This window comes from Eikenella sp. NML070372 (genome assembly GCF_001648415.1).
Classification (GTDB): Bacteria; Pseudomonadota; Gammaproteobacteria; order Burkholderiales; family Neisseriaceae; genus Eikenella; species Eikenella exigua.
On the sequence record NZ_LXSN01000004.1, the window covers coordinates 907,969 to 930,470 of the forward strand.

Below are 22,502 nucleotides of genomic sequence, written 5' to 3' on the forward strand. Positions count from 1 at the left end.
CGGCCATGTCTGATTTCGACCCGCATGCCATTATCAGCAACCTGCCCAACCTGCCCGGCGTTTACCGCTTTTCGAATAAGGATGGGCAGGTTTTGTATGTTGGCAAAGCCGTCAACCTCAAACGCCGCGTGGGCAGCTATTTTCAAAAAAATGACTTATCCCCGCGCATTGCCCTGATGGTACGGCAGATTGCCCACATCGAAATCACGGTAACCCGCTCCGAAACCGAAGCGCTGATTCTCGAAAACAACTTCATTAAGGCCTTGTCGCCGAAATACAATATCCTGTTTCGCGACGACAAGTCCTACCCCTACCTCATGCTCACCGGCCACAACTTCCCGCAAATGGCCTACTACCGCGGCAGCCTGAAGAAAACCAACCAATACTTCGGCCCCTACCCCAATAGCTACGCCGTACGCGACAGCATTCAAATTTTGCAGAAAGTTTTTCTGCTGCGCACCTGCGAAGACAGTGTGTTCGAACACCGCGACCGCCCCTGCCTGCTCTACCAAATCAAGCGTTGCTCTGCCCCCTGCGTCGGCCACATTTCGCAGGAAGACTACCGCACCAGCGTGGAAGAAGCCGCCACCTTCCTCAACGGCAAAGCCGACCGCCTGCTGCAAAGCCTCACCACCAAAATGCAGCAGGCTGCCGAAACGCTCGACTTCGAACACGCCGCCCGCTACCGCGACCAAATCCAAGCCCTAGGCAAAATCCAGAGCCAGCAATTTATCGACAGCAACAATCCCAACGCCGCCTACAACATCGATATTCTCGCCCTCGCCACCGAGCAGGGCGGCATCTGTATCCACTGGGTCAGCATCCGCAACGGCCAGCGCGTGGGTGAAAAAAGCTTTTTCCCCGACAGCCGCCACTCTGCCCCCGAAGAAGCCGCCGCCTATGGTGAAGCCTTCGCTGCACAGCATTATCTCGGCCGCGACAAACCCGACATTATCATCAGCAACTTCAGGCTACCTGAAAACCTGCAAACTGCCCTAATCGAAGAGCACGGCAAACAAATCCGCTTTATTGCCAAAACCAGCGGCGAGCGGCGCGTGTGGCTGCAAATGGCCGAACAAAACGCCCTGCTCGCCCTGCGCCAGAAACAGCAACAAAACCAAAACCAAGAACAACGCGTCCAAGCCCTGGCCGAACTGCTGCAACTGCCCACCGCCGAGCTTAACCGCATCGAATGCTTCGACATCAGCCACACCCAAGGCGAAGCCACTGTCGCCTCCTGCGTAGTATATGAAAACCAAAGCATGCGCCCCGACCAATACCGCCGCTACAACATCAAAACCGCCAAAGCCGGCGACGACTATGCCGCCATGCACGAAGTGCTCACCCGCCGCTACGGCAAACTGGCCGAAGGCAACGAAGAAGACGGCAAATGGCCCGACCTGGTGCTGATCGACGGCGGCAAAGGCCAGGTGGCCATGGCGCAGCAAGTATGGCAGGATTTAGGCATCCGCCTGCCCATGGTCGGCATTGCCAAAGGCCCCGAGCGCAAAGCCGGCCTCGAAGAGCTGATTATTCCGCACTTGGGCACCACCACCCAGCTCCCGCCGCACCACCCCGCCCTGCACCTTTTGCAAACCGTGCGCGACGAGTCCCACCGCTTTGCCATCACCGGCCACCGCCGCAAACGTGTCAAAGCCCGCGTTACCTCCTCGCTGGCCGAAATCCCCGGCGTGGGAGACAAGCGCCGCCGCAACCTGCTCACCCGCTTCGGCGGCCTGCGCGGTATCCAAGCCGCCAGTATCGACGACTTGGCCCAAACCGAAGGTATCAGCCGCACCTTGGCTGAAAAAATCTATGAAGCCCTACACTGAAAGACCGCAACATGCCCTGGAACATCCCCATCCTGCTTACCTGGTCGCGCATCCTCATGATTCCGCTGTTTACCGCCCTTTTCTACCTGCCCGCCTCCTGGCGCGTGGGTATCCAAACCGTAAACACCTGCGCTGCCGCATTATTCGTGCTCGCTGCCGTGACCGACTGGTTCGACGGCTACCTCGCCCGCAAATGGAAGCAAACCTCCGACTTCGGCGCCTTCCTCGACCCCGTGGCCGACAAACTCATGGTGGCCGTCGCCCTCATCCTCCTCGTCCGTCTCGACCGCACCTGGGCCATCTGCGCCATCATTATCATCGGCCGCGAAATCACCATCTCCGCCCTGCGCGAATGGATGGCGCAGCTGGGCAAACGCAACAGCGTGGCCGTGGCCGCCATCGGCAAATTCAAAACCGCCGCCCAAATGGCCGCCATCACCCTGCTGCTGCTGCAAAGCTGGCCCGCCCTCGGACTCGACTTCATCTGGCTGGGCAACACCCTCATGTTCGTCGCCTGCGTGCTCACCCTGTGGTCGATGTTCTACTACCTCAAAATGGCTTCCAGAGAATTCAAACAGCCCCGCCCGCCCAAAGCTATCTAACAGCGCAAACTTCAACGAGGTAAAAACAAACACAGCAAAACAGAACGCGCAGATAATATTTAAATATTTTTAAACATTCGAGAAGCGTATCATCTTGTTACCCTAACCACCGATGCTCTCAATATCATCAATCTTCCCTTGTTCTGCATCGGCAAAACATGAAGGTTGGATTTTTATGATTTTCAGGTAACCTGTACCAACATCTACCAACGCTTGCCGCTTGCTCCTGATTGGGCGCTATTTGCTGCTGCGCAGCCTACCGCCGCATGAATTACCTCTGCCGAACAAGTGCGCCCGCTGTTCGCCGTCATGCCCGCAAGCCTAACCCAGCGGCTGCAATCCTTGCTATACTTCGCCCATCATCCGCGCATTGCCGAGGCACTGAGCCAAGCCGGCGCGGCACGCATCCGCCTGCTCAGTTCGGCTGCAGAGTTGGAAAACGCTTTAATTGCCGAACGGCAACACCTCACTCAGGCTACCTGAAAATTGAAATTCCAATGTGTGCAAACGCCGCACCGGCTTTCAGGTAGCCTCACAACCGATTGAATACTATGAAAGGAATAGCATGAGCCAACCGGAAAACGAATCCGTACCCGCCGTACAGCCTCCCGCTCCCGCCCCGGCCAGCCCTGTCGCGCCGGTGGTTGTTAAATCCGGCGGTAAAGGTTTGGGCGCGTTTGCCCTCGTGCTGGCCGTGCTCGGCCTGGGTGCCAGCGGCTTTTTGTTTGTGCAGGGGCAAAACCTGCTCAAACGCCAGGAAATCCAGTTCGATCAAAAAATCAATCAGGCTGCCTTGGGCGAATCGCAAAACGCCGCCCTGTTAGCCGATGCCAGCCGCAAGCTGCAAGACAACGAAGCCCTAATCAAGCAGCTGCAAAGCGATATGCAAACCCAGCAGGCCGAAGCCGCCGCCAACAACCGCGCCCTGCAAGAGCTGCTGAAAACCCGTAGCGACTGGGTGGTGGACGAAGCCGAAGCCGCGCTCAATCTGGCCGGGCAGCAGTTGGTGATTGCCGACAACGTGCCCGCCGCCGTGTCCGTGCTCGAAGGGCTGGATGCCCGTTTGGCACGTTTCGAGCAGCCGCAGCTGCTGCCTTTGAAACAGGCCGTTAGCGCCGACTTGGCCAAACTGCGCCAGCGCCCCTTCACCGACACCGCCAACGCCGCGCTGCGCTTGAGCCGTCTGGAAGCCGCCGTAGGCGCACTGCCGCTCTTGGCCGATTCCAGCCTGCGCCCGCCGCAGGCCGCCGCGCCCGCTGCCGCCTCGCCGAATGATCCGTGGTGGCGCCAAGCCTGGAACCGCACCCTCGGCGGCCTCAAAGGCATGGTGGAAATCCGCCGCCTCAATAGCACCGATGCGCTCCTGATGTCGCCCGAACAGGCATTTTATGTGCGCGAAAATCTGCGCCTTCACCTGCTCTCCGCCCGCGTGGCTCTGATGCAGCGCCAAAACGATATTTACCAAAACGACCTGGCCGCCTCGGAAAACGCCGTGCGCCAATACTTTGACGCCGCCACTCCCGCCGCCCAATCCTGGCTGCGCGAAATCGCCCAGCTCAAAGCCATTCAGCCAGGTAGCGGCAACGTGGGCGACAGCCTCTCTGCCAGCCTGAAAGCCATCGCCGCCTATCACCAGCAGCGCCAAGGCGAAATCCTCGGCCAGCCTGAAGCCGCTTCCGAAGCCGCTGCTTCGCAGCCTGCCGCGCCCGTTTCCGTGCCCGCGCCCGCACCGGCCAGCCAACCCACACCGGCAGCCCCCGCCCCCGCGCTTCCGGCGCCGGCTCAGGCTTCCGCCGCTCACAAGGGAATTGAATCATGAAAGGCCTGATTTGGATTATCGTGCTGTTTGCCGCCGCAGTCGGCCTCACCATTGCCGCGCAGCATTACAGCGGCAACGTGTATATCGTTATCGATCAAACCCAAACCCAGATTGCGGTAAACCTGCATTTATTTGTGGGCGCCATGATCGTGTTCGTGGTACTGCTCTACCTGCTGCTGCGCCTGATTAACGGCATCATCAACATTCCCGGCCGCGTGCGCCGCTTCGGCCGCAGCCGCCAGGCGCATCATGCCGAAACCGCGCTCAACAAAGCCGGCCTCGCCTACTTTGAAGGCAAATTCCAACACGCCGAGCAAGAAGCCGCCAAAGTGCTGGGAAACAAAGAAGCCGGTCACAACCGCACCCTCGCCCTGATGCTCGCCGTGCACAGCGCCGACCAAATGGGCGACGATGCCAAGCGTGAAGGCTACCTGAAAGAAATCGCCCAGCTGCCGCATAAAGCCCAACTCTCGCGCCACCTGCTCGAAGCCGAATCCGCGCTCAACCGGCAAGATTATCCCGCCGCCGAGGCCGCCCTGGCCGCTGCTGCCGCCATCAACCCCAAGCTCACCCGCCTGGTGCGCCTGCAGCTGCGCTATATGTTCGAGCAAAATAGTCCCTTGGAAGTGCTCGACCGCGTGGCCAAACTGGAAAAGGCTTCCGCCCTCAACGCCGCCGAAGCCGCCCAATACCGCGAATGGGCTTGGCGCGAACTCCTCGCCCTCGCCGCCGACTATCCCGCCCTCAAAGCCTGCCTCGGCCGCATTCCCAAAGAAATGCAGGAAGGCGAACTCTGCGCCCCGATCGCCGAAAAAATGCTGCAAATCGGCCAGTATCCCCGTGTGGTGAAATGGGTAAAAGCCCACTATCCCAAGCATCGTAATGCCCAGCTCCTGCCGCCCATGATTGAAGCCGCCCGCTACCTGAGCCCGCGCGAACAGCAGAAAATCATGGATACCGTGGAAGGCTGGCTGCACGACGCCTCGCAAGACGCCTCCCTGCTGCTGCACCTCGGCCAAATGGCCTACGCCAAACAACTGTGGGGCAAAGCCCAAGGCTACCTCGAAGCCAGCCTGCAAGCCCAAGCCACCCCGCAGGCACGCCTGGTGCTGGCCAAAGTGTTCGACGAAATGGACAAACCCGAGCAGGCCGAGCAGCAACGCCAGCTGGTGCTGACCGAAATCACTCCGGAAGACGACGAAACCGCCGCCGAATAAAGGCATATGGCAAAAAGGCTACCTGAAAACAGTCATGGCTGACTTTCAGGTAGCCTTTATATTGTTTCATCCTCTTTCAGCAGCCCGAGATCTTTGCCGCATCAGGCTACCTGAAAACGATGTTTCGGCGCAGCCGAAGCTGAGTTTCTGCGAAGCTAAAACCCAGCCCCGTTTTGCGCTAAAATACCTGCTTTCCATTCTTCCACAAGGCCGCCCGTCATGCCCCAGCAAACCGCACACTACCTCAAAGACTACCGCGCCCCCGAATACCTCGTGCCGCACATCCGCCTGAATTTCGACGTGTATGACGACCATACCGCCGTTACCGCCGAACTTTCCATCCAGCCCCAGCCCGATGCCGGCGGCACATTGGTGCTGCAAGGCTCGGCCGAGCTGGTTTTCCTCGAGCTCAACGGCCAAAGGCTACCTGAAACCGCCTACACTTTAGAAAACAACACCCTATCCATCCCGCACGTCCCCGCCCAGCCCTTCAAGCTGAGCGTAGCCACCCGCCTTTATCCGCACCACAACAAATCCCTGATGGGGCTCTACGCCAGCGGCGGCAACCTCTACACCCAATGCGAGCCGGAAGGCTTCCGCAAAATCACCTACCACCCCGACCGCCCAGACGTGATGGGCATCTACACCACCCGCATCAGTGCCGACCGCACCCGCTTCCCCGTGCTGCTTTCCAACGGCAACCGCACCGGCCACGGCACGCTGCCAGACAACCGCCACTGGGCCGAATGGCACGACCCCTTCGCCAAACCCAGCTACCTGTTCGCCCTCGTGGCCGGCGATTTGGTGTGCACCCGCGACAGCTTCACCACGAAAAGCGGCCGCCAAGTGGCGCTCGAATTCTTCACCCGCGCCGAAGATGCGGGCAAAGTGCGCTTCGGCATCGAATCGCTCAAACACGCCATGCGCTGGGACGAAACCCGTTTCGGCCTCGAATACGACTTGGATATTTTCATGGTGGTGGCCGTGGGCGACTTCAACATGGGCGCGATGGAAAACAAAGGCTTGAACATTTTTAACACCGCCTGCGTGCTGGCCGACAGCCGCACCGCCACCGACGCCGATTTCGAGCGTGTGGAAGGCGTGATCGCCCACGAATACTTCCACAACTGGACCGGCAACCGCGTTACCTGCCGCGACTGGTTCCAGCTCTCGCTCAAAGAAGGCCTCACCGTATTCCGCGACCAAGAATTCTCCGCCGACCGCGCCAGCCGCGAAGTTCGCCGGATTGAAAACGTATCCTTCCTGCGCGCCCACCAGTTCCCCGAAGACGCCGGCCCTACCGCCCACCCCGTGCGCCCCGCCAGCTATGTGGAAATGAACAATTTCTACACCCTCACCGTGTATGAAAAAGGCGCGGAAGTGGTGCGCATGTATCACACCTTCTTGGGCGAAGAGGGCTTCCAGAAAGGCATGAAGCTTTATTTCCAGCGCCACGACGGCCAAGCCGTTACCTGCGACGACTTCCGCGCCGCCATGGCCGATGCCAACGGCTTTGATTTCGGGCAATTCGCCCTGTGGTACAGCCAGGCCGGCACGCCGGTGCTGGATGTTTCAGGTAGCCTGCAAACCGGCAACCGCTTCGTGCTGAACATCCGCCAAAGCATACCGCCCACTCCCGATATGGCCGCCAAACAGCCGATGATGATTCCGCTCAAAATCGCCCTGTTCAGCGCCGACGAAGACACCTTCGGCCAGCCCGTCCCCTTCAGGCTACCTGAAAACGGACACACGCAAACCGAAGCCGTGCTCACCCTGCGCCGGGCCGAAGAAAGCGTTGCCCTGCAATTTGAAGGCAACTATCAACAAGTCGTCCCCTCCCTGCTGCGCGGTTTCTCCGCCCCGGTAAACCTGAACTACGCCTACAGCGAGCACGAACTCTCCGTGCTGCTCGCCTGCGACAGCGACCCCTTCGCCCGCTGGGAAGCCGCGCAAACCCTCTACCGCCGCGCCATCGCTGCCAACGAAGCCGCCCTGCTTTCAGGTAGCCCCCTGCCCGAACACCGCGCCCTGCTGCAAGCCATCGACTACGTTTTGCGTGCCGACATCGGCGCCGCCTTCCAAGCCGCCCTGCTCGCCATTCCCAACGAAGCCGAACTCTGGATAGGCCGCCGAAACGTCGATCCGCTCATCGTCCACCGCGCCCGAGAAGCCCTGCTCGATTTGATCGCCGCACACTTTGCCGACCAATTTGCCGCCCTCAACGCCGAAGCCCGCCGCCTGGAAGAAGAGCAATCCGGCCTCGCCGAGCCTTACGAATACCATCCGCAGCAGGCCGGCTGGCGCGCCCTGCGCAACGCCTGCCGCGCCTTCATCCTGCGCGCCCACCCCGGGCACATCGATCAAGTGGCCGCCAACTACAGTCAAATGGCACACAACATGACCCACGAATGGGGCATCCTCAGCGCCATCAACCACAACGAGCGCCCCGAGCGCAACCGCCTGCTCGAACAGTTCGCCGCCAAATTCCACAGTGACGACCTTGTGATGTGCAAATACTTCAGCCTGATTGCCGCCAGCCACCGCACCGACACCCCCGCGCAAGTGGCCGCCTCACTCGAACACCCCGCCTTCAGCCTAGAAAACCCCAACAAAACCCGCTCCCTGCTCGGCAGCTTCAGCCGCAACGTGCCGCACTTCCACGCCGCAGACGGCAGCGGCTACGCCTTCCTCGCCAGCCAAATCGGGCGCATCGACCGCTTCAACCCCCAAATCGCCGCCCGCCTCGCCCAAGCCTTCAACATCTGCGCCCAGCTCGAACCGCAGCGCCGCAGCCTGATGCGCGCCGAGCTGCAAAAACTCGCCGCAAACCCCGCCCTCTCCAAAGACAGCGGCGAAATCATCGGCAAGATTTTGCAGGCTTCCGCATAGGAGGGAGACAACAAAAGGCTGCCTGAAACACCGTGTAGCAAAGTTTCTGCGAAGCTAAAATTTCAGGTAGCCTTTGAACACAAATGCGTGGGTAGCAGATGCCCAGCCTATAACAAACCCTCTCCACTTCTGCTAAAGCATGGCTACACTTGCCATATCGCTGCACAGCCGGCGGCTCACTACACGTATCGAAGTGTTAATCCGCTATAAACAAAAAGGCTACCTGAAATTTCAGGTAGCCTTTTAACTCAAGTAACTAGAAAACTAGGATCTGCCCTATCGGCAGCATGGTCTACACTGGCTCACGCGCAATGCCAAGCGCCGAGGATATAGGGCTGTTTCGCGCCGGTGGCGGCGTGGGGGTTGCCCGGCTCGCGGCACACGCGGCAGGCCGCGAGCCAGGCGAAGGCGGCAGCTTCCACCCATTGCGGCGGCAGGTTTAGCTCGTCGGTGGTGGCAGTGCGGATGCCGAGCGGGACGAGCCTATCGGAGAGCTCGGCCATCAGCACGGGGTTGAACACGCCGCCGCCGCAGGCAAACACTTCGCGCACGCCCGGGGCATGGGCGGCAATGGCGTCGGCGATGCTTTGTGCGGTGAGGGCGTTGAGGGTGCGCACGATATCGGCGGGGGCATAGCTGTTTTCTGGCAATAGCGCATTGGTTTCGCTGTTTTTCAGGTAGCCTTGCAGCCAATCGAGGGAAAACAAATCGCGGCCGGTGCTTTTCGGCGGGATACGGTGGAAATAAGGGTGTGCCAGCAGGGTTTGCAGCAACTCGGGAATCACGCGGCCGCTGCGGGCAAGGGTGCCGTCTCGGTCGCAGGCTTGGCCGAAATGGTGCTGCATATAGGCATCGGCCAGCATATTGCCGGGGCCGGTGTCGAAGCCGCTGGCATCGGCATGCGGTTGCAACACGCTGATGTTGGCGATGCCGCCAATATTGAGCACCACGTGGCCATACTCCGGGCTGCCGAACACGGCCTGATGGAAAGCGGGCACGAGCGGCGCGCCTTGGCCGCCGCCGGCCATGTCGCGGCGGCGGAAATCGCCGATGGTATCGATACCGGTGAGCTCGGCCAAGAGCGGCAGGTTGATGAGCTGCACGGTGTAGCCGTGTTCGGGCGCATGGCGCACGGTTTGGCCGTGCGCGCCGATGGCGGCAATATCGCGCGGGGCAAGCTTTTGCTGCGCCAGCAGGCCGTGCACGGCTTGAGCGTTGAGCGCGGCCAACTCTTGCGCGAGCACTTCGCTGCGGTGGATTTCGTTGCCACCGGGGTTTTGCAAATCCAGCAGGCGGCGGCGCAAATCATCGCCGTAGGGCACGGCAAAATGGCCGAGCGCGCCCTGCCAGCGCGTGCCGTCAAAAGCCGCCAGCACGGCATCTACGCCGTCCATACTGGTGCCGGACATCAGGCCGATATAGTATTGGGTCATGGTGCAAACTATGTGGGAAAGACGGCGGCATTATATAGCGAACGGCAGCTGTTTTCAGGTAGCCCCATTGGAGGATTAGACTATAATGCCCGTACTGCTTTCAGGTAGTCTTTAACGGTATGGAAGGCTACCTGAAAACCATTTGTCTATAAAGGAATCCCTCATGACCCACCAAAAAACCTGGTCCGGCCGTTTCAACGAGCCCGTGTCCGAACTCGTCAAACAATACACCGCCTCCATCAACTTCGACCAACGCCTCGCCCGCCACGACATCCAAGGCTCGCTCGCGCACGCGCAGATGCTGCACGAAGCAGGCGTGCTTTCCGCGCAGGATTTGGCCGACATCCGGCGCGGCATGGCCGAAATCCAAGCCGAAATCGAAGCAGGCAGCCTGCAATGGTCGCTGGATTTGGAAGACGTGCACATGAACATCGAACGCCGCCTCACCGACAAAATCGGCGACGCCGGCAAACGCCTGCACACCGGCCGCAGCCGCAACGACCAAGTCGCCACCGACATCCGCCTGTGGCTGCGCGACGAAATCTCCGCCATCCGCCGCCTGATTAAAGACTTGCAGGCTGCCCTGCTCGATTTGGCCGAGCAAAACGCCGCCACCGTCATGCCCGGCTTCACGCATTTACAGGTAGCCCAACCCGTCAGCTTCGGCCACCACCTGCTCGCTTATGTGGAAATGTTCGGCCGCGACGACGAACGCATGGCCGACTGCCGCCGCCGCACCAACCGCATGCCGCTGGGCGCCGCCGCACTGGCCGGCACCACCTTCCCCGTTCGCCGCGAAACCACCGCCGCGCTCCTAGGCTTCGAACAAATCTGCCAAAACTCGCTCGACGCCGTGTCCGACCGCGACTTCGCCATCGAATTCACCGCCGCCGCCTCGCTGGTGATGGTGCATTTGAGCCGCCTGTCCGAAGAACTGATTTTGTGGATGTCGCCCCGCTTCGGCTTCATCGACATTGCCGACCGCTTCTGCACCGGTTCGTCCATCATGCCGCAGAAGAAAAACCCCGACGTGCCCGAACTCGTGCGCGGCAAATCCGGCCGCGTCATCGGCCACCTCACCGGCCTGATTATGCTGATGAAATCCCAGCCGCTGGCGTATAACAAAGACAATCAGGAAGACAAAGAGCCGCTCTTCGACACCGTGAACACGCTCATCGACACCCTGCGGATTTACGCCGACATGATGCGCGGCATCACCGTGAAGCCCGAAGCCATGCGCGCCGCCGTGCTGCAAGGATTCGCCACCGCCACCGATTTGGCGGATTATCTGGTCAAAAAAGGCCTGCCCTTCCGTGACAGCCACGAAGCCGTCGCCCAAGCCGTGCGCCACGCCGAACAAGCAGGCTGCGGGCTGGAAGACCTGCCGTTGGACGTGCTGCAAGGCTTCAGCGCATTAATTGAAAACGACGTTTACCAAGTGCTCACCCCCGAAGGCAGCCTGAACGCCCGCAACCACTTGGGCGGCACCGCACCGGAGCAGGTGAAGTTTCAGGTAGCCCGCTGGCGCGAGATGTTAGAAGAAAATGTATAACGCCTATCTTTCAGGTAGCCTGTTGCCACCACCACTGCTTTGCACAAACTTTAGCGATATAATACGCCCTTCACACCATCTTAATTAATAAAGGAAACATCATGACCAAAGCCCCACTCTCCGCCTGGAAATAAAAATCGGCCTCAGCGTGCTGGTGATCTTCATCGGCTTCATCATTTGGGACTTGGGCAAAAAATCCAGTGCCAGCAAATTCAGCATGGCCATACCGTTTTTTGTGCTCGGCTTGGGCGTGATGGGCTTTTTGATGAAGGAAGTGTTGGTGAGTCTGATTTTGAAGCAACCTGTTTGAAAGGCTACCTGAAAACGAGGTTTCTAAAGGAAGCCGAGTTTCTGCGAAGCTAAACGAAATTTCTGCCAGAAGCTGAGTTTTTACGAAGAGAAAACGAAACTTCAACGAAGTTAAAACCACGGCTGCACATTTTCAGGTAGCCTCAATAACGCCATCTGTCGGCCATTGTTGTAAACTATAACTGCCATTGCCGATGCACTGCCGGTCTTGTTATTTTGCGGCGAAACCCGTATCTTGCCTACCATCCGAAATCCCTATCTGAAAGGAAAAAACATGAGCAACCAAATCATCCACACCTCCGATGCAGCCTTTGAAAAAGATGTATTGAAAGCCGAGCTGCCTGTATTGCTCGACTTCTGGGCTCCTTGGTGCGGCCCCTGCAAAATGATCGCCCCGATTCTGGACGACATCGCTGAAGAATTCCAAGGCAAGCTGCAAGTAGTGAAGATGAATATCGACGAAAACGAGCAAACCCCCGCCCAATTCGGCGTGCGTGGCATTCCCACCCTGATGGTGTTCAACGGCGGCCAGCGCGTGGCCACCAAAGTGGGCGCCCTGAGCAAAGGCCAGCTCACCGATTTCTTGAACGCTTCACTGTAATACTGCCCTATTCCGCCACCGCTGCTTCTTCCGGCGGTGGCTTTTCTTGACAAGCCCCACTCAATCCCCTAGAATACTACCATTTTGCGTCCGCCTCACTTTTGGTGCGCAGCCCCATTCTCCGGCTTACAACAGCCAAAACTCTTAAATCTTCCAAACCCATCCCCACACATATCCCCTATCCCTCCCCCATTATCTGAACCGCGCGTTCATTTAATCAATTTATCCATTATTCAACACAAAACACAATCTTATGCACGTTTCCGAACTACAAACCCAGCACATTTCCAAACTCCTGGAAATGGCCGAACAACACGGCATTGAAAACGCCAACCGCCTGCGCAAACAAGATTTGGTATTTTCCATCGTCCGCCATATGATGAAACAGGGCGAGAGCTTCAGCTGCTCCGGCACGCTCGAAATCCTGCCCGACGGCTTCGGCTTCTTGCGCAGCACCGATACTTCCTATTTGGCCAGCCCCGACGATATCTACGTTTCCCCCAACCAAATCCGCCGCTTCAACCTGCACACCGGCGACACCATCGAAGGCAGCGTGCGCGTGCCCAAAGATAACGAACGCTACTTCGCCCTCGTGCGCCTAGATAAAATCAACGGCGACGACCCCGAAGTGTGCAAACACAAAATCCTGTTTGAAAACCTCACCCCCCTCTTCCCCACCCGTCCGATTAAGCTCGAACGCGATATTAAGGCCGAAGAGAACATCACCGCCCGCGCCATCGATTTGGTTTCCCCCATCGGCATGGGTCAGCGCGCCCTTTTGGTGGCGCCGCCCAAAACCGGCAAAACCGTGATGCTGCAAAACATCGCCCACGCCATTACTGCCAACTATCCCGAAGTGGTACTGATTGTGCTGCTGATCGACGAGCGGCCCGAAGAAGTAACCGAAATGACCCGATCCGTGCGCGGCGAAGTGGTGGCCTCCACCTTCGACGAGCCCGCTGCCCGCCACGTTCAAGTGGCCGAAATGGTGATTGAAAAAGCCAAGCGCATGGTGGAGCACAAAAAAGACGTGGTGATCCTGCTCGATTCCATCACCCGCCTGGCGCGCGCCTACAACACCGTTGCCCCCGCCTCCGGCAAAATCCTCACCGGCGGTATGGACGCCAACGCCCTGCACCGCCCCAAACGCTTCTTCGGCGCCGCACGCAACATCGAAGAAGGCGGCTCGCTCACTATCATCGCCACCGCGCTGGTGGAAACCGGCAGCCGCATGGACGACGTGATTTTTGAAGAATTCAAGGGCACCGGCAACATGGAGCTGCACCTCGACCGCCGCATGGCCGAAAAACGCGTTTTCCCCGCCATCAACATCAACAAATCTGGCACCCGCCGCGAAGAAATGCTCGTTTCCAACGACCGCCTGCAACGCATGTGGCTGCTGCGCAAATTCCTCCACCCGATGGACGACCTCGAAGCCACCGAATTCCTGGTGGGCAAACTCAAAGACAGCAAAAACAACGACGAGTTTTTCGAGCTGATGCGCGGCAAATAAGCCCGCCGTATTTCAGGTAGCCTCTCAGGCTACCTGAAACCCATTCCGCATTCGCCCAAAAGCCAGCTATCGCCACTTCAAACAAAACAATACAAGGCGGCGAGCCGTAGGCAGTACAGCCAGTACGGCAAGGCGAGCCAATGCGGTAGTATTCTTGTTTTAAGCAACGATAAAATGACCACCCTCGACTACGCCGACAGCCGCACCCTGTGGCAAACCATCCTGGCCGAAACCGCCCAAGCCGCCCAAAGCGAACCTATGCTCGCCAGCTTCCTACACCAAACCGTGCTGCGCCACAGCAGCATCGACCGCGTGCTCGCCTTCCACCTTTCCAGCAAGCTCGCCAGCCCCGTGATGGACAGCCGCGCGCTCAATGAAATTTTCTTCCAGGCACTCGACAGCGACACCCGCATTTCCAAAGCCATGCAGGCCGACATCGTCGCCTACTACGAACGCGACCCCGCCTGCGACGCCTACTACCTGCCGCTGCTCTACTACAAAGGCTTCCACGCCGTGCAAGCCCACCGCATCAACCACTGGCTGTGGCAGCACGGCCGCAAAACCCTCGCCTACTTCCTGCAAAACCGCGCCTCCGAAGTGTTCGGCATCGACATCCACCCCGCCGCCCGTTTCGGCCACGGCATTATGGTCGATCACGGCACCGGCCTTGTAGTGGGCGAAACCGCCATTTTGGGCAACGACATCTCCATCCTGCACGGCGTTACCCTCGGCGGCTCCGGCAAAGAAGGCGGCGATCGTCACCCCAAAATCAGCGACGGCGTGATGATCGGTGCCAATGCCTCCATCCTCGGCAACATCCGCGTGAACGAATGCGCCAAAATCGGCGCCGGCAGCGTGGTGGTGCACGACGTGCCCGCCCACAGTACCGTAGTCGGCGTACCCGCCCGCGTAATCGGCCAAGGCAACGTGCGCCCCTCCGCCGATATGGATCAAAGCTTGGATTCATGATGGCAGATAAAGGCTACCTGAAAACAAACAGCACAGCTTTCTGCCCGGCCAACATGCCGGCAGATGATTTCAGGTAGCCCTTCCGCCTGCCCGCCGCTGTATAATCCCGCCACCCGCCCGATTGCACCCGCCCATGAAAGCCGCCTTTTTCTTTCTTTACCTCATCCAACTCCTGCCCTTCGCCGCCATCCAAAAGCTGGCCGACGCCATCGGCAGCCTCGCCTATTATGCCGTCGCCCCACGCCGCCGCATCGGCGAAATCAACCTGCGCCTGTGCTTCCCCGAATTGAGCGAACAACAGCAAAAAACCCTGCTCAAACGCCACTTCCGCCACATGGCCAAACTCATCCTCGAATACGGCCTCTATTGGTATGGCAGCGCCGAGCGGCTCAAATCCCTCGTCCACTACCAAGACAAACATCATCTCGACAACGAACTCGCCGCCGGGAATAAAGTCATCCTGCTTTATCCCCACTTCACCGCCTTCGAGCTCGCCGTGTATGCGCTCAACCAAGACGTGCCGCTCACCAGCATGTATTCCCACCAGAAAACCCCCGCGCTCGACCAGCAAATCCTGCGCGGCCGCCACCGCTACAACAACGTCTTCCTCATCGGCCGCACCGAAGGCCTGCGCGCCATCATCAAACACCTGCGCGCCGACCCCGCCCCCTTCCTCTACCTGCCCGACCAAGACTTCGGCCCCAAAGATTCCATCTTCGCCGATTTCTTCGGCATCCCCACCGCCACCATTGCCGGCCTCCCCCGCATCGCCGCCCTCACCCGGGCCAAAGTCGTGCCCGCCATCCCCACCCGCCAGCCCGACGGCCGCGTTACCCTGCGCTTCTACCCCGCCTGGGACAACTTTCCCAGCGAAGACGTGCAAGCCGACGTACAGCGCATGAACCACTTCATCGAAGAACGCGTGCGCGAACAGCCCGAGCAATACTTCTGGCTGCACAAACGCTTCAAAACCCGCCCCGCAGGCAGCCCCGATTTCTACGCCAAATCCGGCCGCGCCTAACAATATAGGCCGTTGGAAACCAATCTTCCAACGGCCTGTTTTCTGCCCATTCCAGCCCAAAGGCTACCTGAAAACATTTCAGGTAGCCTTTTCAGCCTCAAACGGCAGGTTTTAGCGCTGATTGTAAAGACTGTGGTCGTAGCCCACGCAGAAAGCCGTGCCTTCTGCACCCTTTCCGGTTTCGATTTCGGAATAAAAACAGCGGTCATCGCCTTCCCCGCGTGCCGCCGTACAGGCCTGTCTGGCTTTAACTGCGGCTCTCCTATCATCTCTGTCGATACCGACAAAGATATCCCGCCGGCTCTGCGGCCTGTCGGTGGCCGTAACCAGTACGGCACAACTATTGGCAAAGGTAGCCAAGATTTCACAACGGGATGAGCGGCAATTTTGCTGCACGGCCTCAATCGCCCGCTGTTCCAAACGGTAGCCGCCCGGCCAAAGCAGGCCTTTGTTTACCGGATCCCAGCCGATGGCCATCCAATACGGCGTGGCGCGGAAACGGGCGATACGTGCTTGCACCTCCGCCTCGCGCTGCTCCCAGGCGCGTATTTCGGCGGCGGTGGGGCCGCGGTTGATCGGCTGTTGCCGTACGGCATTGCGCTCGCGTTGTATCCGATCTGCTTCCGACTGCATGATGCCATTAAAGTTGTGCCATTGCTGCGAGCCAACCGGATAGGGGTTGGCATATGCCAAGCCCGCACTGCCCAATAGCACTGCCGCCAATACGCCCGCTGCCGTGTTCATCATGGTTTGCTTCATCTTGCCGCTCCTGTTTGGAAAGGGGGAATAAGGGTATTGCCGATGATCGGATCGTAACAAAAAACAAGATATTGTAAACATCTATCCCGCTGCTTGAAGGCTACCTGAAAAAGATAAACAAAACATTTTGATGTGGACAATATAAGTTGCCCCTGCTTGCCATACGCTCAATCTTGCCCGGTTCCGCCCGCGGTGCGCCGGTTGTGCACCCGTTTGCCGTGGATGCTCAGATTGCCGGCAGCGAAGTCGGCCACAGCTTGCGGCAGCAGTTGGTGCTCGATTTTCAGCACGCGTGCGGCCAGGGTGTCGGCGGTGTCGGAATCGTATACGGGTACGGCGCCTTGGGCGATGATGGGGCCGCAATCGAGCTTATCGGTTACGAAGTGCACGGTGCAGCCGGCGAGGCGGCAGCCTTCGTCGATGGCGCGTTGGTGGGTATGCAGGCCGGGGAAGGCGGGCAATAGGGAGGGATGGATGTTGATGATTTGATTGGCAAAGCGGCTGCAAAACTCGGGCGGGAGAATGCGCATATAGCCGGCAAGCAGCACGAGGTCAGGCGCATGGGCAGATACCATCTCGAGCATGGCTTGGTTGAAATCGGCGTGGCTGGGGTAGTCTTTGGGATTGAGGGCGGCGGTGCGGATGCCCTGCTCTGCCGCCCAGGCCAGGCCGGGGGCTTGTGGGTTGTCGGAGAGCACGGCGGCAATGTGCAGATTGGGGATATTGGCCTGCACCACGGCCTGCATATTGCTGCCGCGGCCGGAAATGAGGATGACGGTTTTGGTCATGGTGTAATCATTTGAAAAGTGGTGGGAATATTTTTCAGGTAGCCTCTTGTGTATGCAAATATCGTATAACCAACTAATAAAAAATAAAAATAACCTATTCTAAAGTCAGGAACGAAACATTTGGTGCAATCGGCTGGGCTGTGCCGCTCCCTGCTGGCGCAGCCGAACGGAGCGCGGTTTTTCGGGGGACAAGGGCTTGCATGCCCGAAGCGGCGTAGCCGCAAGTTGCAGCTAATCCAGTTTCTCTTTGCGCCCAAAAAACCGCGCGGAGTGAGGGAAGTTTGCGCAGCAAACCTGCAACCGCAGTCGCCTTTCTTTTGCTTCCTTTTCTTTGGCGAAACAAAGAAAACGAGGTCTCCGGAGGAGGACGAGTTTCTGCGGAGTAAAAACGGAACCTTCGTTAGAAGGGGTCGTTTTAACGAAGTTAAAACAAGACCTCTGCAAGAGGGCTTGTTTTTACGCAGCTAAACGGGTGCACCGCGCCGGCATGAGGCGCAAAGGGGAACAGGACACACATGGCAAAGGCTACCTGAAATCCAAAGCAGTTGCCTGAACCCAATTGATACCGTAAGATAATAGCTTGCACTTTTTCAGGTAGCCTGTGGTGTTACTCAGGCTACCTGAAAATATTTGAATATCTCAGCCCAGCCGCATCATTTCGATCTGCTCGAGGCTGCGGCCGAGGAAGCGTTCGCCGATGGTTTGGAAACGCAGGGGGATGTCGCTCACGTAGAAATGGTAGTCGGCTGGGGTTTGGCTGGGGTTGAGCAGGCCGGCTTCGGCGAGGGCGGCGGCGGTGGCTTCGGCGGTGGTGAGTGCGGAATCCACCAGCGCCAGATGCGGGGCTTCGCTTTGCAGCAGAGGTTTGAGCAGGGGGTAGTGGGTGCAGCCGAGCACGAGGGTGTCGATGTCTTCGGCGAGCAGCGGTTTGAGGTATTCGCGCACGGTAAGGCGGGTAACTTCGTGCTCGAGCCAGCCTTCTTCCACCAGCGGCACCAGCAGCGGGCAGGCTTGGGAGGGCACGCGCGCCTGCGGGTTTTGCGCGTGGATGGCGCGGGCGTAAGCGTTGGAATTGACGGTGGTGGAAGTGGCGATGATGCCGATGCGGCCGTTGCGGCTGGTGGCCAGCGCGGCTTGCGCACCGGCGGCAATCACGTCGAGCACGGGCATGCCGCCGGCGGTTTGCCGCACTTTGGCACCGGCCACGGCGGCGATGGTGTTGCAGGCAATCACCAGCGCTTTCACGTCGTGCTGCATTAAGAATTCAACGATTTGCGCGGTGTAGGTTTCGATGGTGCTGCGCGATTTCACGCCGTAGGGCACGCGGGCGGTGTCGCCGAAATAAACGATGTTTTCGTTGGGCAGCCGCTCCATCAGCGCGCGCACCACGGTGAGCCCGCCGACGCCGGAATCGAATACGCCGATGGGGCGCTGCGTGAGGCTGTTCGGTTTCATGTTGCTGGGTTTGCTGTTGCGGGAAAAGGCATATTGTACACGCGCGGCAGATAAGGGAAAGGCTACCTGAAATCTTTGTCTCGATTTTCAGGTAGCCTTTTGAGGCGAATCAGCCTTATTGCGGCGGCTGGTGATCATGCTGCTCCAGCAGGCGGGTTGCTTCACGCTCCTCTTGCGGGCGCACGGTTTCAAACTCGCCGTCGATGATGTCGCCATCCGCACCGTAGCCGGAAGATCGGTAGTTCTGCCCCGTTTGGTTTGGCCGCACCGCCGCCGGGCCGCCCTTAATCGGCAGCATCAGCAGCAAGGCCAAAGCGGTGGACACAAAACCGGGCGACATCAACAGCAGCGCCGCCACAATATAGCGCAGCGGCCATAGCAATTGGTAAAACGACACCTCGCCACGGTTATTAAACAGCGATCCGGCCAGCATCACCGAAGAAAAACCGAGGTTGCGCAGCATCACCATGCCGGCCATAAACGACAACACCATCAGCAAAAGCGTGGGCATCCCACCAAGCCGGTCGGCCACCATCACAATCGAAGCCGCTTCCGCCCCCACCAGCAGCAAGAGCCAAATTCCAAGGTAACGCATTGTTTTTTTCCTTTTCAAACAAAGAAATAATTTTAGCTTCGCAGAAACTCAACTTCAACCATGCCAAGGTATCGTTTTAACGAAATTTGCTTCGCTCATTTTAGCGAAATACGCTTCGCTTATTTTCAGGTAGCCTGTGGGCATCAGCAAGCGTAGCATTTGGTTTCCGCATCCAACACAAAAAAACATCATGACCGCCGAACAAATCTACCAGCAATGGCACGAAGCCGCCCAAAGCCGCAACACCGCCGCCCTGCTCGCCCTGTATCACGAAGCAGCCGAGCCCGAATCGCCGTTGGTGCCCATCATCCTTAATCAAAACAGCGGCGTGCTGCATGGCAAAGCCGAAATCGGCCGCTTCCTCGAAGAAGGCACCCGCCGCCGCCCCAACGAATTGGTGCGCTGGTATCGCAGCGGCCAATACCTTGCCAGCGGCGGCCTCCTTGTGTGGGAATACCCGCGCCAAACGCCCGAGGGCGAACAAATCGACATTTTAGAGCTGATGCAGCTCAAAGACGGCCTCATCTGGCGCCACCGTATCTACTGGGGCTGGTTCGGCACACAGATACTGATTCAATCGGCACTATCCAAAGCTTAAGCCTTAGGGCACAACGGCCATCCCTATATCTGCCCGCTGGGCGCAAAATCAAGCGGGCAGCAGCAAAGTTTACCGCCGTTTGCAGTTTGAAATCCGGCTACCTGAACTGAAGAAGCTAAAACATTAGTTTCAACGCAGTTTAGATATTAATTCAAGCAATCCAAATGTCCGCACGCCAACCATTCATTTCCTCCGCCCCGCCGCCCCGGCCGTTTTTACAGCAAGCCGCATCCTATAGTATGATAAAGGCATCCCTTTCATTTTTCAGGTAGCCCAGCTGCCCCATTACACGGAGCGCTTCATGAAATTCTCCCCCGCCTGCACCGCCCTCTTATGCACTGCCTTCCTGGCCGCCTGCGCCGGTACATCCTCCGGCGATCGATACTACCGCGTGCAGCGCGGCGACACGCTCTACCGCATCAGCCGACGCTTCAACCAGCCCGTCTCCCGCCTGATGGCCTGGAACAACCTGAAAAACCCTTCCCAGCTCGAAGTGGGCCAACGATTGCGCGTGGGCAGCGGCAACAACCGCAGCACATCCGCCAGCAATACCACCAACCGCACGGTAACGCGCACCCCAGCCGAACGCCCCAGCGCCGCACCCAGCAGCCTGCAATGGCCGGTGCGGGGCGAAATCATCACTCAGTTTAACGGCTCCTCCAGCAAAGGCATCGACATCGCCGGCAACACCGGCACCTCCGTGAAAGCCGCTGCCCCCGGCCGCGTGAGCTACGTGGGCGAAGGCATCCGCGGCTACGGCAAGCTCATCCTCATCAACCACACCGGCGGCATGCTCACCGCCTACGCGCACAACAGCCAAATCAGCGTGCGCGAAGGCCAGCAGGTATCTGCCGGGCAAACCATCGCCACCATGGGCAGCAGCGGCACCGACCGTGTGAAACTGCACTTCGAAGTGCGCGTAAACAACCGAGCCGTCAATCCGATGGATTACCTGCCGAAATAAACGTTTGACACATGAAAGGCTACCTGAAAGCGTACGCTTTCAGGTAGCCTTTTTCACATCTGCGCCCTACTCCTGAGCCGCCCGCGCTGCCGGCCGTTGCAGATGACGCTGCATATAGCTTGCAAACGGCTCAACGTTTGGCACCACTTGGGTGCGGAACATGCCCCAGGCCAAGAGGCCGCTCAAGTATAAATCGAGCGCGCTAAAGTGCTGACCCACGGCGTATTCGCGACCGTCGGCCAGCAGGGTTTGCAGGGTGTGCAACGCAGTATCGAAATCGCCATAGCCGATAGCGCGGCGTCGATCTTCGCTCTGCGGCACTTGCTGCCAACGGTCGAGAATGGCGTATTCAAGCTGCGTGCCAAACCACAGCCAGCGGTAGTATTGCCCGCGCTCCGGCGTGCCCGCGGCAGGGATCAGCCGTTTTTCGGTGAACAGCTCGGCCAGATAAGTGAGGATGGCGGGCAGCTCGGTAATCACTTGCCCGGCGTGCGCGATGGCGGGCACTTTGCCCATCGGATTGATGGCTAAATAGTCTGCCCCTTTGAGCTGCGGGTAATCCAGCGCCACGGTGTCGTAATCTGCGCCGCATTCGGCCAGCATCCAGCGCACATTGTTGCCGCGCGAAGGGTGCACGGTATAAAGGGTGATTTTGTTCATGATATTTCCTTTTAAAACAGTTGATTGTGTTTTCAGGTAGCCTGAAGTGCAGCCATGATACTCTATTGCTGTGTCAGTTTTTGTCAGCAGCCAAAGCTATAGCTGAAACGAAATCAACACTAGCGGCTCAAATCAAACGCGCTCAAATCCAGCCCTTCCTGCTGCCGCCAGCATTGCAGCAGCAGGCGGTGCGGCATGGGATAGGCCGCACCAATTTGGGCTTGCTTGATGCGGTCGCAGCGGAAATGGCGGAATGCCTGCCGCAATGTGCACCAGGCCGCCAACAGCCGCACTTCATCCAAATAGCCCAGCGCCACCGGCCACACCGTGCGCCTGCTGGCCTGCCCGCGCAAATCCGTATAGCCGAAGCTGAGCGCCGTTTCCTGCCGCAAAGCCTGCCGCACCAGCGCCAACACCTGTGCTTCGCCGCCCCCAGACGCCGTGCCGCCCATCGGATACACCGCATGCGCCGCCGCCTGCTCGGCCAAGCGCGTTGGCAACACCGCGTGCACCTTGCCCAGCACCGAGCGCGCTGCCTCGGCCATTTCGCCATCGGCATGCACCGCCGCCCAACGCATGCCCAGCATCAGCGCTTCCAGCTCGTTTTCACTAAACATCAGCGGCGGCAGATTGCAATCCTGCTGCAACACAAAGCCCACGCCTGCTTCCCCGCCAATCACCGCGCCCTGCCCGCGCAAGGTATCGATATCGCGATACACCGAGCGCACGCTGATGCCCAACTCCTGCGCCAACAGCCGCGCACTTTTCGGATGGCGGCTGGCACGCAGAAGCTGCAAGAGTTTGAGCAGGCGGTCGGTACGGCTGGACATGATGAATCTCCGGATGGTTTTTCAGGTAGCCTGACGGTTTGAATGGGAGGCTACCTGAAAATAATAGAGATGATACCGCGTTTGCAAACAATCGCG

General features: G+C 58.9%; 21 protein-coding genes. 14 read left to right on the plus strand and 7 right to left on the minus strand.

Annotated elements, in window-relative coordinates; translation table 11 throughout:
- Positions 1-5 precede the first annotated feature (5 nt).
- From uvrC to pepN, 6 genes are all read left to right on the plus strand, one after another.
- Positions 6-1,832 (plus strand): excinuclease ABC subunit UvrC, encoded by a 1,827-nt coding sequence (gene uvrC, locus A7P97_RS06165; protein WP_067530807.1) that lies wholly within the window; start codon positions 6-8, stop codon positions 1,830-1,832.
- 11 nt (positions 1,833-1,843) lie between these two features.
- A complete protein-coding gene (gene pgsA, locus A7P97_RS06170) occupies positions 1,844-2,434 on the plus strand; it encodes a CDP-diacylglycerol--glycerol-3-phosphate 3-phosphatidyltransferase (protein ID WP_067530808.1) in 591 nt (196 codons plus the stop codon).
- A 309-nt stretch (positions 2,435-2,743) separates the two neighbouring features.
- On the plus strand, positions 2,744-2,917 hold the full coding sequence (locus A7P97_RS10430) for a hypothetical protein (protein WP_185737514.1): 174 nt from the start codon (positions 2,744-2,746) through the stop codon (positions 2,915-2,917).
- An 82-nt stretch (positions 2,918-2,999) separates the two neighbouring features.
- Positions 3,000-4,253: a uroporphyrinogen-III C-methyltransferase gene (locus tag A7P97_RS06180; protein WP_067530810.1), complete on the plus strand. Its 1,254-nt coding sequence runs from the start codon at positions 3,000-3,002 to the stop codon at positions 4,251-4,253.
- Positions 4,250-5,470, plus strand: coding sequence for a heme biosynthesis HemY N-terminal domain-containing protein (locus A7P97_RS06185; RefSeq protein ID WP_067530811.1), 1,221 nt, complete (start codon positions 4,250-4,252; stop codon positions 5,468-5,470). Before A7P97_RS06180 ends, A7P97_RS06185 begins: the two co-directional genes overlap by 4 nt.
- Positions 5,471-5,689: 219 nt before the next feature.
- Positions 5,690-8,359, plus strand: a complete 2,670-nt coding sequence (gene pepN, locus A7P97_RS06190; protein WP_067530812.1) for an aminopeptidase N — start codon at positions 5,690-5,692, stop codon at positions 8,357-8,359.
- 302 nt (positions 8,360-8,661) lie between these two features.
- On the opposite strand, the gene A7P97_RS06195 is transcribed toward pepN, so the two are convergent.
- A complete protein-coding gene (locus A7P97_RS06195) occupies positions 8,662-9,792 on the minus strand; it encodes an anhydro-N-acetylmuramic acid kinase (protein ID WP_067530813.1) in 1,131 nt (376 codons plus the stop codon).
- A gap of 163 nt (positions 9,793-9,955) precedes the next feature.
- On the opposite strand from A7P97_RS06195, the gene argH reads away from it, so the two are divergent.
- From argH to A7P97_RS06225, 6 genes are all read left to right on the plus strand, one after another.
- Positions 9,956-11,344, plus strand: a complete 1,389-nt coding sequence (gene argH / locus A7P97_RS06200) for an argininosuccinate lyase (protein ID WP_067530814.1) — start codon at positions 9,956-9,958, stop codon at positions 11,342-11,344.
- A gap of 148 nt (positions 11,345-11,492) precedes the next feature.
- Complete coding sequence (locus A7P97_RS06205; RefSeq protein ID WP_369799520.1) at positions 11,493-11,654, plus strand: DUF2788 domain-containing protein; 162 nt, start codon at positions 11,493-11,495, stop codon at positions 11,652-11,654.
- A 273-nt stretch (positions 11,655-11,927) separates the two neighbouring features.
- Positions 11,928-12,254: a thioredoxin TrxA gene (gene trxA / locus A7P97_RS06210; RefSeq protein WP_003823052.1), complete on the plus strand. Its 327-nt coding sequence runs from the start codon at positions 11,928-11,930 to the stop codon at positions 12,252-12,254.
- Between the two features lie 253 nt (positions 12,255-12,507).
- A complete protein-coding gene (rho, locus tag A7P97_RS06215; RefSeq protein ID WP_067447115.1) occupies positions 12,508-13,767 on the plus strand; it encodes a transcription termination factor Rho in 1,260 nt (419 codons plus the stop codon).
- Positions 13,768-13,941: 174 nt separating this feature from the next.
- Positions 13,942-14,736 (plus strand): serine O-acetyltransferase, encoded by a 795-nt coding sequence (gene cysE, locus A7P97_RS06220; protein ID WP_067530816.1) that lies wholly within the window; start codon positions 13,942-13,944, stop codon positions 14,734-14,736.
- A 133-nt stretch (positions 14,737-14,869) separates the two neighbouring features.
- Positions 14,870-15,757 (plus strand): lipid A biosynthesis lauroyl acyltransferase, encoded by an 888-nt coding sequence (locus A7P97_RS06225; RefSeq protein WP_067530817.1) that lies wholly within the window; start codon positions 14,870-14,872, stop codon positions 15,755-15,757.
- Between the two features lie 111 nt (positions 15,758-15,868).
- On the opposite strand, the gene A7P97_RS06230 is transcribed toward A7P97_RS06225, so the two are convergent.
- From A7P97_RS06230 to A7P97_RS06250, 4 genes are all read right to left on the minus strand, one after another.
- A complete protein-coding gene (locus tag A7P97_RS06230) occupies positions 15,869-16,516 on the minus strand; it encodes a DUF4189 domain-containing protein (protein WP_067530818.1) in 648 nt (215 codons plus the stop codon).
- 167 nt (positions 16,517-16,683) lie between these two features.
- On the minus strand, positions 16,684-17,304 hold the full coding sequence (purN, locus tag A7P97_RS06235; protein WP_067530819.1) for a phosphoribosylglycinamide formyltransferase: 621 nt from the start codon (positions 17,302-17,304) through the stop codon (positions 16,684-16,686).
- Positions 17,305-17,943: 639 nt separating this feature from the next.
- Positions 17,944-18,759 (minus strand): glutamate racemase, encoded by an 816-nt coding sequence (gene murI, locus A7P97_RS06245; RefSeq protein ID WP_003821951.1) that lies wholly within the window; start codon positions 18,757-18,759, stop codon positions 17,944-17,946.
- Between the two features lie 115 nt (positions 18,760-18,874).
- On the minus strand, positions 18,875-19,354 hold the full coding sequence (locus tag A7P97_RS06250; protein ID WP_067530821.1) for an FxsA family protein: 480 nt from the start codon (positions 19,352-19,354) through the stop codon (positions 18,875-18,877).
- A 190-nt stretch (positions 19,355-19,544) separates the two neighbouring features.
- Here A7P97_RS06250 and A7P97_RS06255 point away from each other — a divergent pair, with 190 nt between their 5' ends.
- Both A7P97_RS06255 and A7P97_RS06260 read left to right on the plus strand, forming a co-directional pair.
- Positions 19,545-19,952 (plus strand): nuclear transport factor 2 family protein, encoded by a 408-nt coding sequence (locus A7P97_RS06255; RefSeq protein ID WP_067531016.1) that lies wholly within the window; start codon positions 19,545-19,547, stop codon positions 19,950-19,952.
- Between the two features lie 301 nt (positions 19,953-20,253).
- The gene (locus tag A7P97_RS06260; protein ID WP_067530822.1) at positions 20,254-20,916 is read left to right on the plus strand and encodes a M23 family metallopeptidase; all 663 of its coding nucleotides are present in this window, start codon (positions 20,254-20,256) and stop codon (positions 20,914-20,916) included.
- Positions 20,917-20,982: 66 nt separating this feature from the next.
- Here the strand turns inward: A7P97_RS06260 and A7P97_RS06265 are convergent, their stop codons facing one another.
- Together A7P97_RS06265 and A7P97_RS06270 are read right to left on the minus strand one after the other, a co-directional pair.
- Positions 20,983-21,576 carry a glutathione S-transferase family protein gene (locus tag A7P97_RS06265; RefSeq protein ID WP_067530823.1) on the minus strand — a complete coding sequence of 198 codons (594 nt, stop codon included), beginning with the start codon at positions 21,574-21,576 and terminating at the stop codon, positions 20,983-20,985.
- Positions 21,577-21,695: 119 nt separating this feature from the next.
- Positions 21,696-22,406, minus strand: a complete 711-nt coding sequence (locus A7P97_RS06270) for a YafY family protein (protein ID WP_067530824.1) — start codon at positions 22,404-22,406, stop codon at positions 21,696-21,698.
- Between the last annotated feature and the right edge of the window lie 96 nt (positions 22,407-22,502).

Coding starts and splice junctions, on each gene's coding strand:
- A7P97_RS06255 (WP_067531016.1), top strand. CDS start 19,545: ATGACCGCCGAACAAATCTACCAGCAATGGCACGAAGCCGCCCAAAGC.
- argH (WP_067530814.1), top strand. CDS start 9,956: ATGACCCACCAAAAAACCTGGTCCGGCCGTTTCAACGAGCCCGTGTCC.
- A7P97_RS06225 (WP_067530817.1), top strand. CDS start 14,870: ATGAAAGCCGCCTTTTTCTTTCTTTACCTCATCCAACTCCTGCCCTTC.
- uvrC (WP_067530807.1), top strand. CDS start 6: ATGTCTGATTTCGACCCGCATGCCATTATCAGCAACCTGCCCAACCTG.
- A7P97_RS06185 (WP_067530811.1), top strand. CDS start 4,250: ATGAAAGGCCTGATTTGGATTATCGTGCTGTTTGCCGCCGCAGTCGGC.
- A7P97_RS06195 (WP_067530813.1), bottom strand. CDS start 9,792: ATGACCCAATACTATATCGGCCTGATGTCCGGCACCAGTATGGACGGC.
- purN (WP_067530819.1), bottom strand. CDS start 17,304: ATGACCAAAACCGTCATCCTCATTTCCGGCCGCGGCAGCAATATGCAG.
- pepN (WP_067530812.1), top strand. CDS start 5,690: ATGCCCCAGCAAACCGCACACTACCTCAAAGACTACCGCGCCCCCGAA.
- A7P97_RS06230 (WP_067530818.1), bottom strand. CDS start 16,516: ATGAAGCAAACCATGATGAACACGGCAGCGGGCGTATTGGCGGCAGTG.
- A7P97_RS06180 (WP_067530810.1), top strand. CDS start 3,000: ATGAGCCAACCGGAAAACGAATCCGTACCCGCCGTACAGCCTCCCGCT.
- A7P97_RS06265 (WP_067530823.1), bottom strand. CDS start 21,576: ATGAACAAAATCACCCTTTATACCGTGCACCCTTCGCGCGGCAACAAT.
- A7P97_RS06260 (WP_067530822.1), top strand. CDS start 20,254: ATGAAATTCTCCCCCGCCTGCACCGCCCTCTTATGCACTGCCTTCCTG.
- A7P97_RS06250 (WP_067530821.1), bottom strand. CDS start 19,354: ATGCGTTACCTTGGAATTTGGCTCTTGCTGCTGGTGGGGGCGGAAGCG.
- trxA (WP_003823052.1), top strand. CDS start 11,928: ATGAGCAACCAAATCATCCACACCTCCGATGCAGCCTTTGAAAAAGAT.
- rho (WP_067447115.1), top strand. CDS start 12,508: ATGCACGTTTCCGAACTACAAACCCAGCACATTTCCAAACTCCTGGAA.
- pgsA (WP_067530808.1), top strand. CDS start 1,844: ATGCCCTGGAACATCCCCATCCTGCTTACCTGGTCGCGCATCCTCATG.
- murI (WP_003821951.1), bottom strand. CDS start 18,759: ATGAAACCGAACAGCCTCACGCAGCGCCCCATCGGCGTATTCGATTCC.
- A7P97_RS10430 (WP_185737514.1), top strand. CDS start 2,744: ATGCCCGCAAGCCTAACCCAGCGGCTGCAATCCTTGCTATACTTCGCC.
- cysE (WP_067530816.1), top strand. CDS start 13,942: ATGACCACCCTCGACTACGCCGACAGCCGCACCCTGTGGCAAACCATC.
- A7P97_RS06270 (WP_067530824.1), bottom strand. CDS start 22,406: ATGTCCAGCCGTACCGACCGCCTGCTCAAACTCTTGCAGCTTCTGCGT.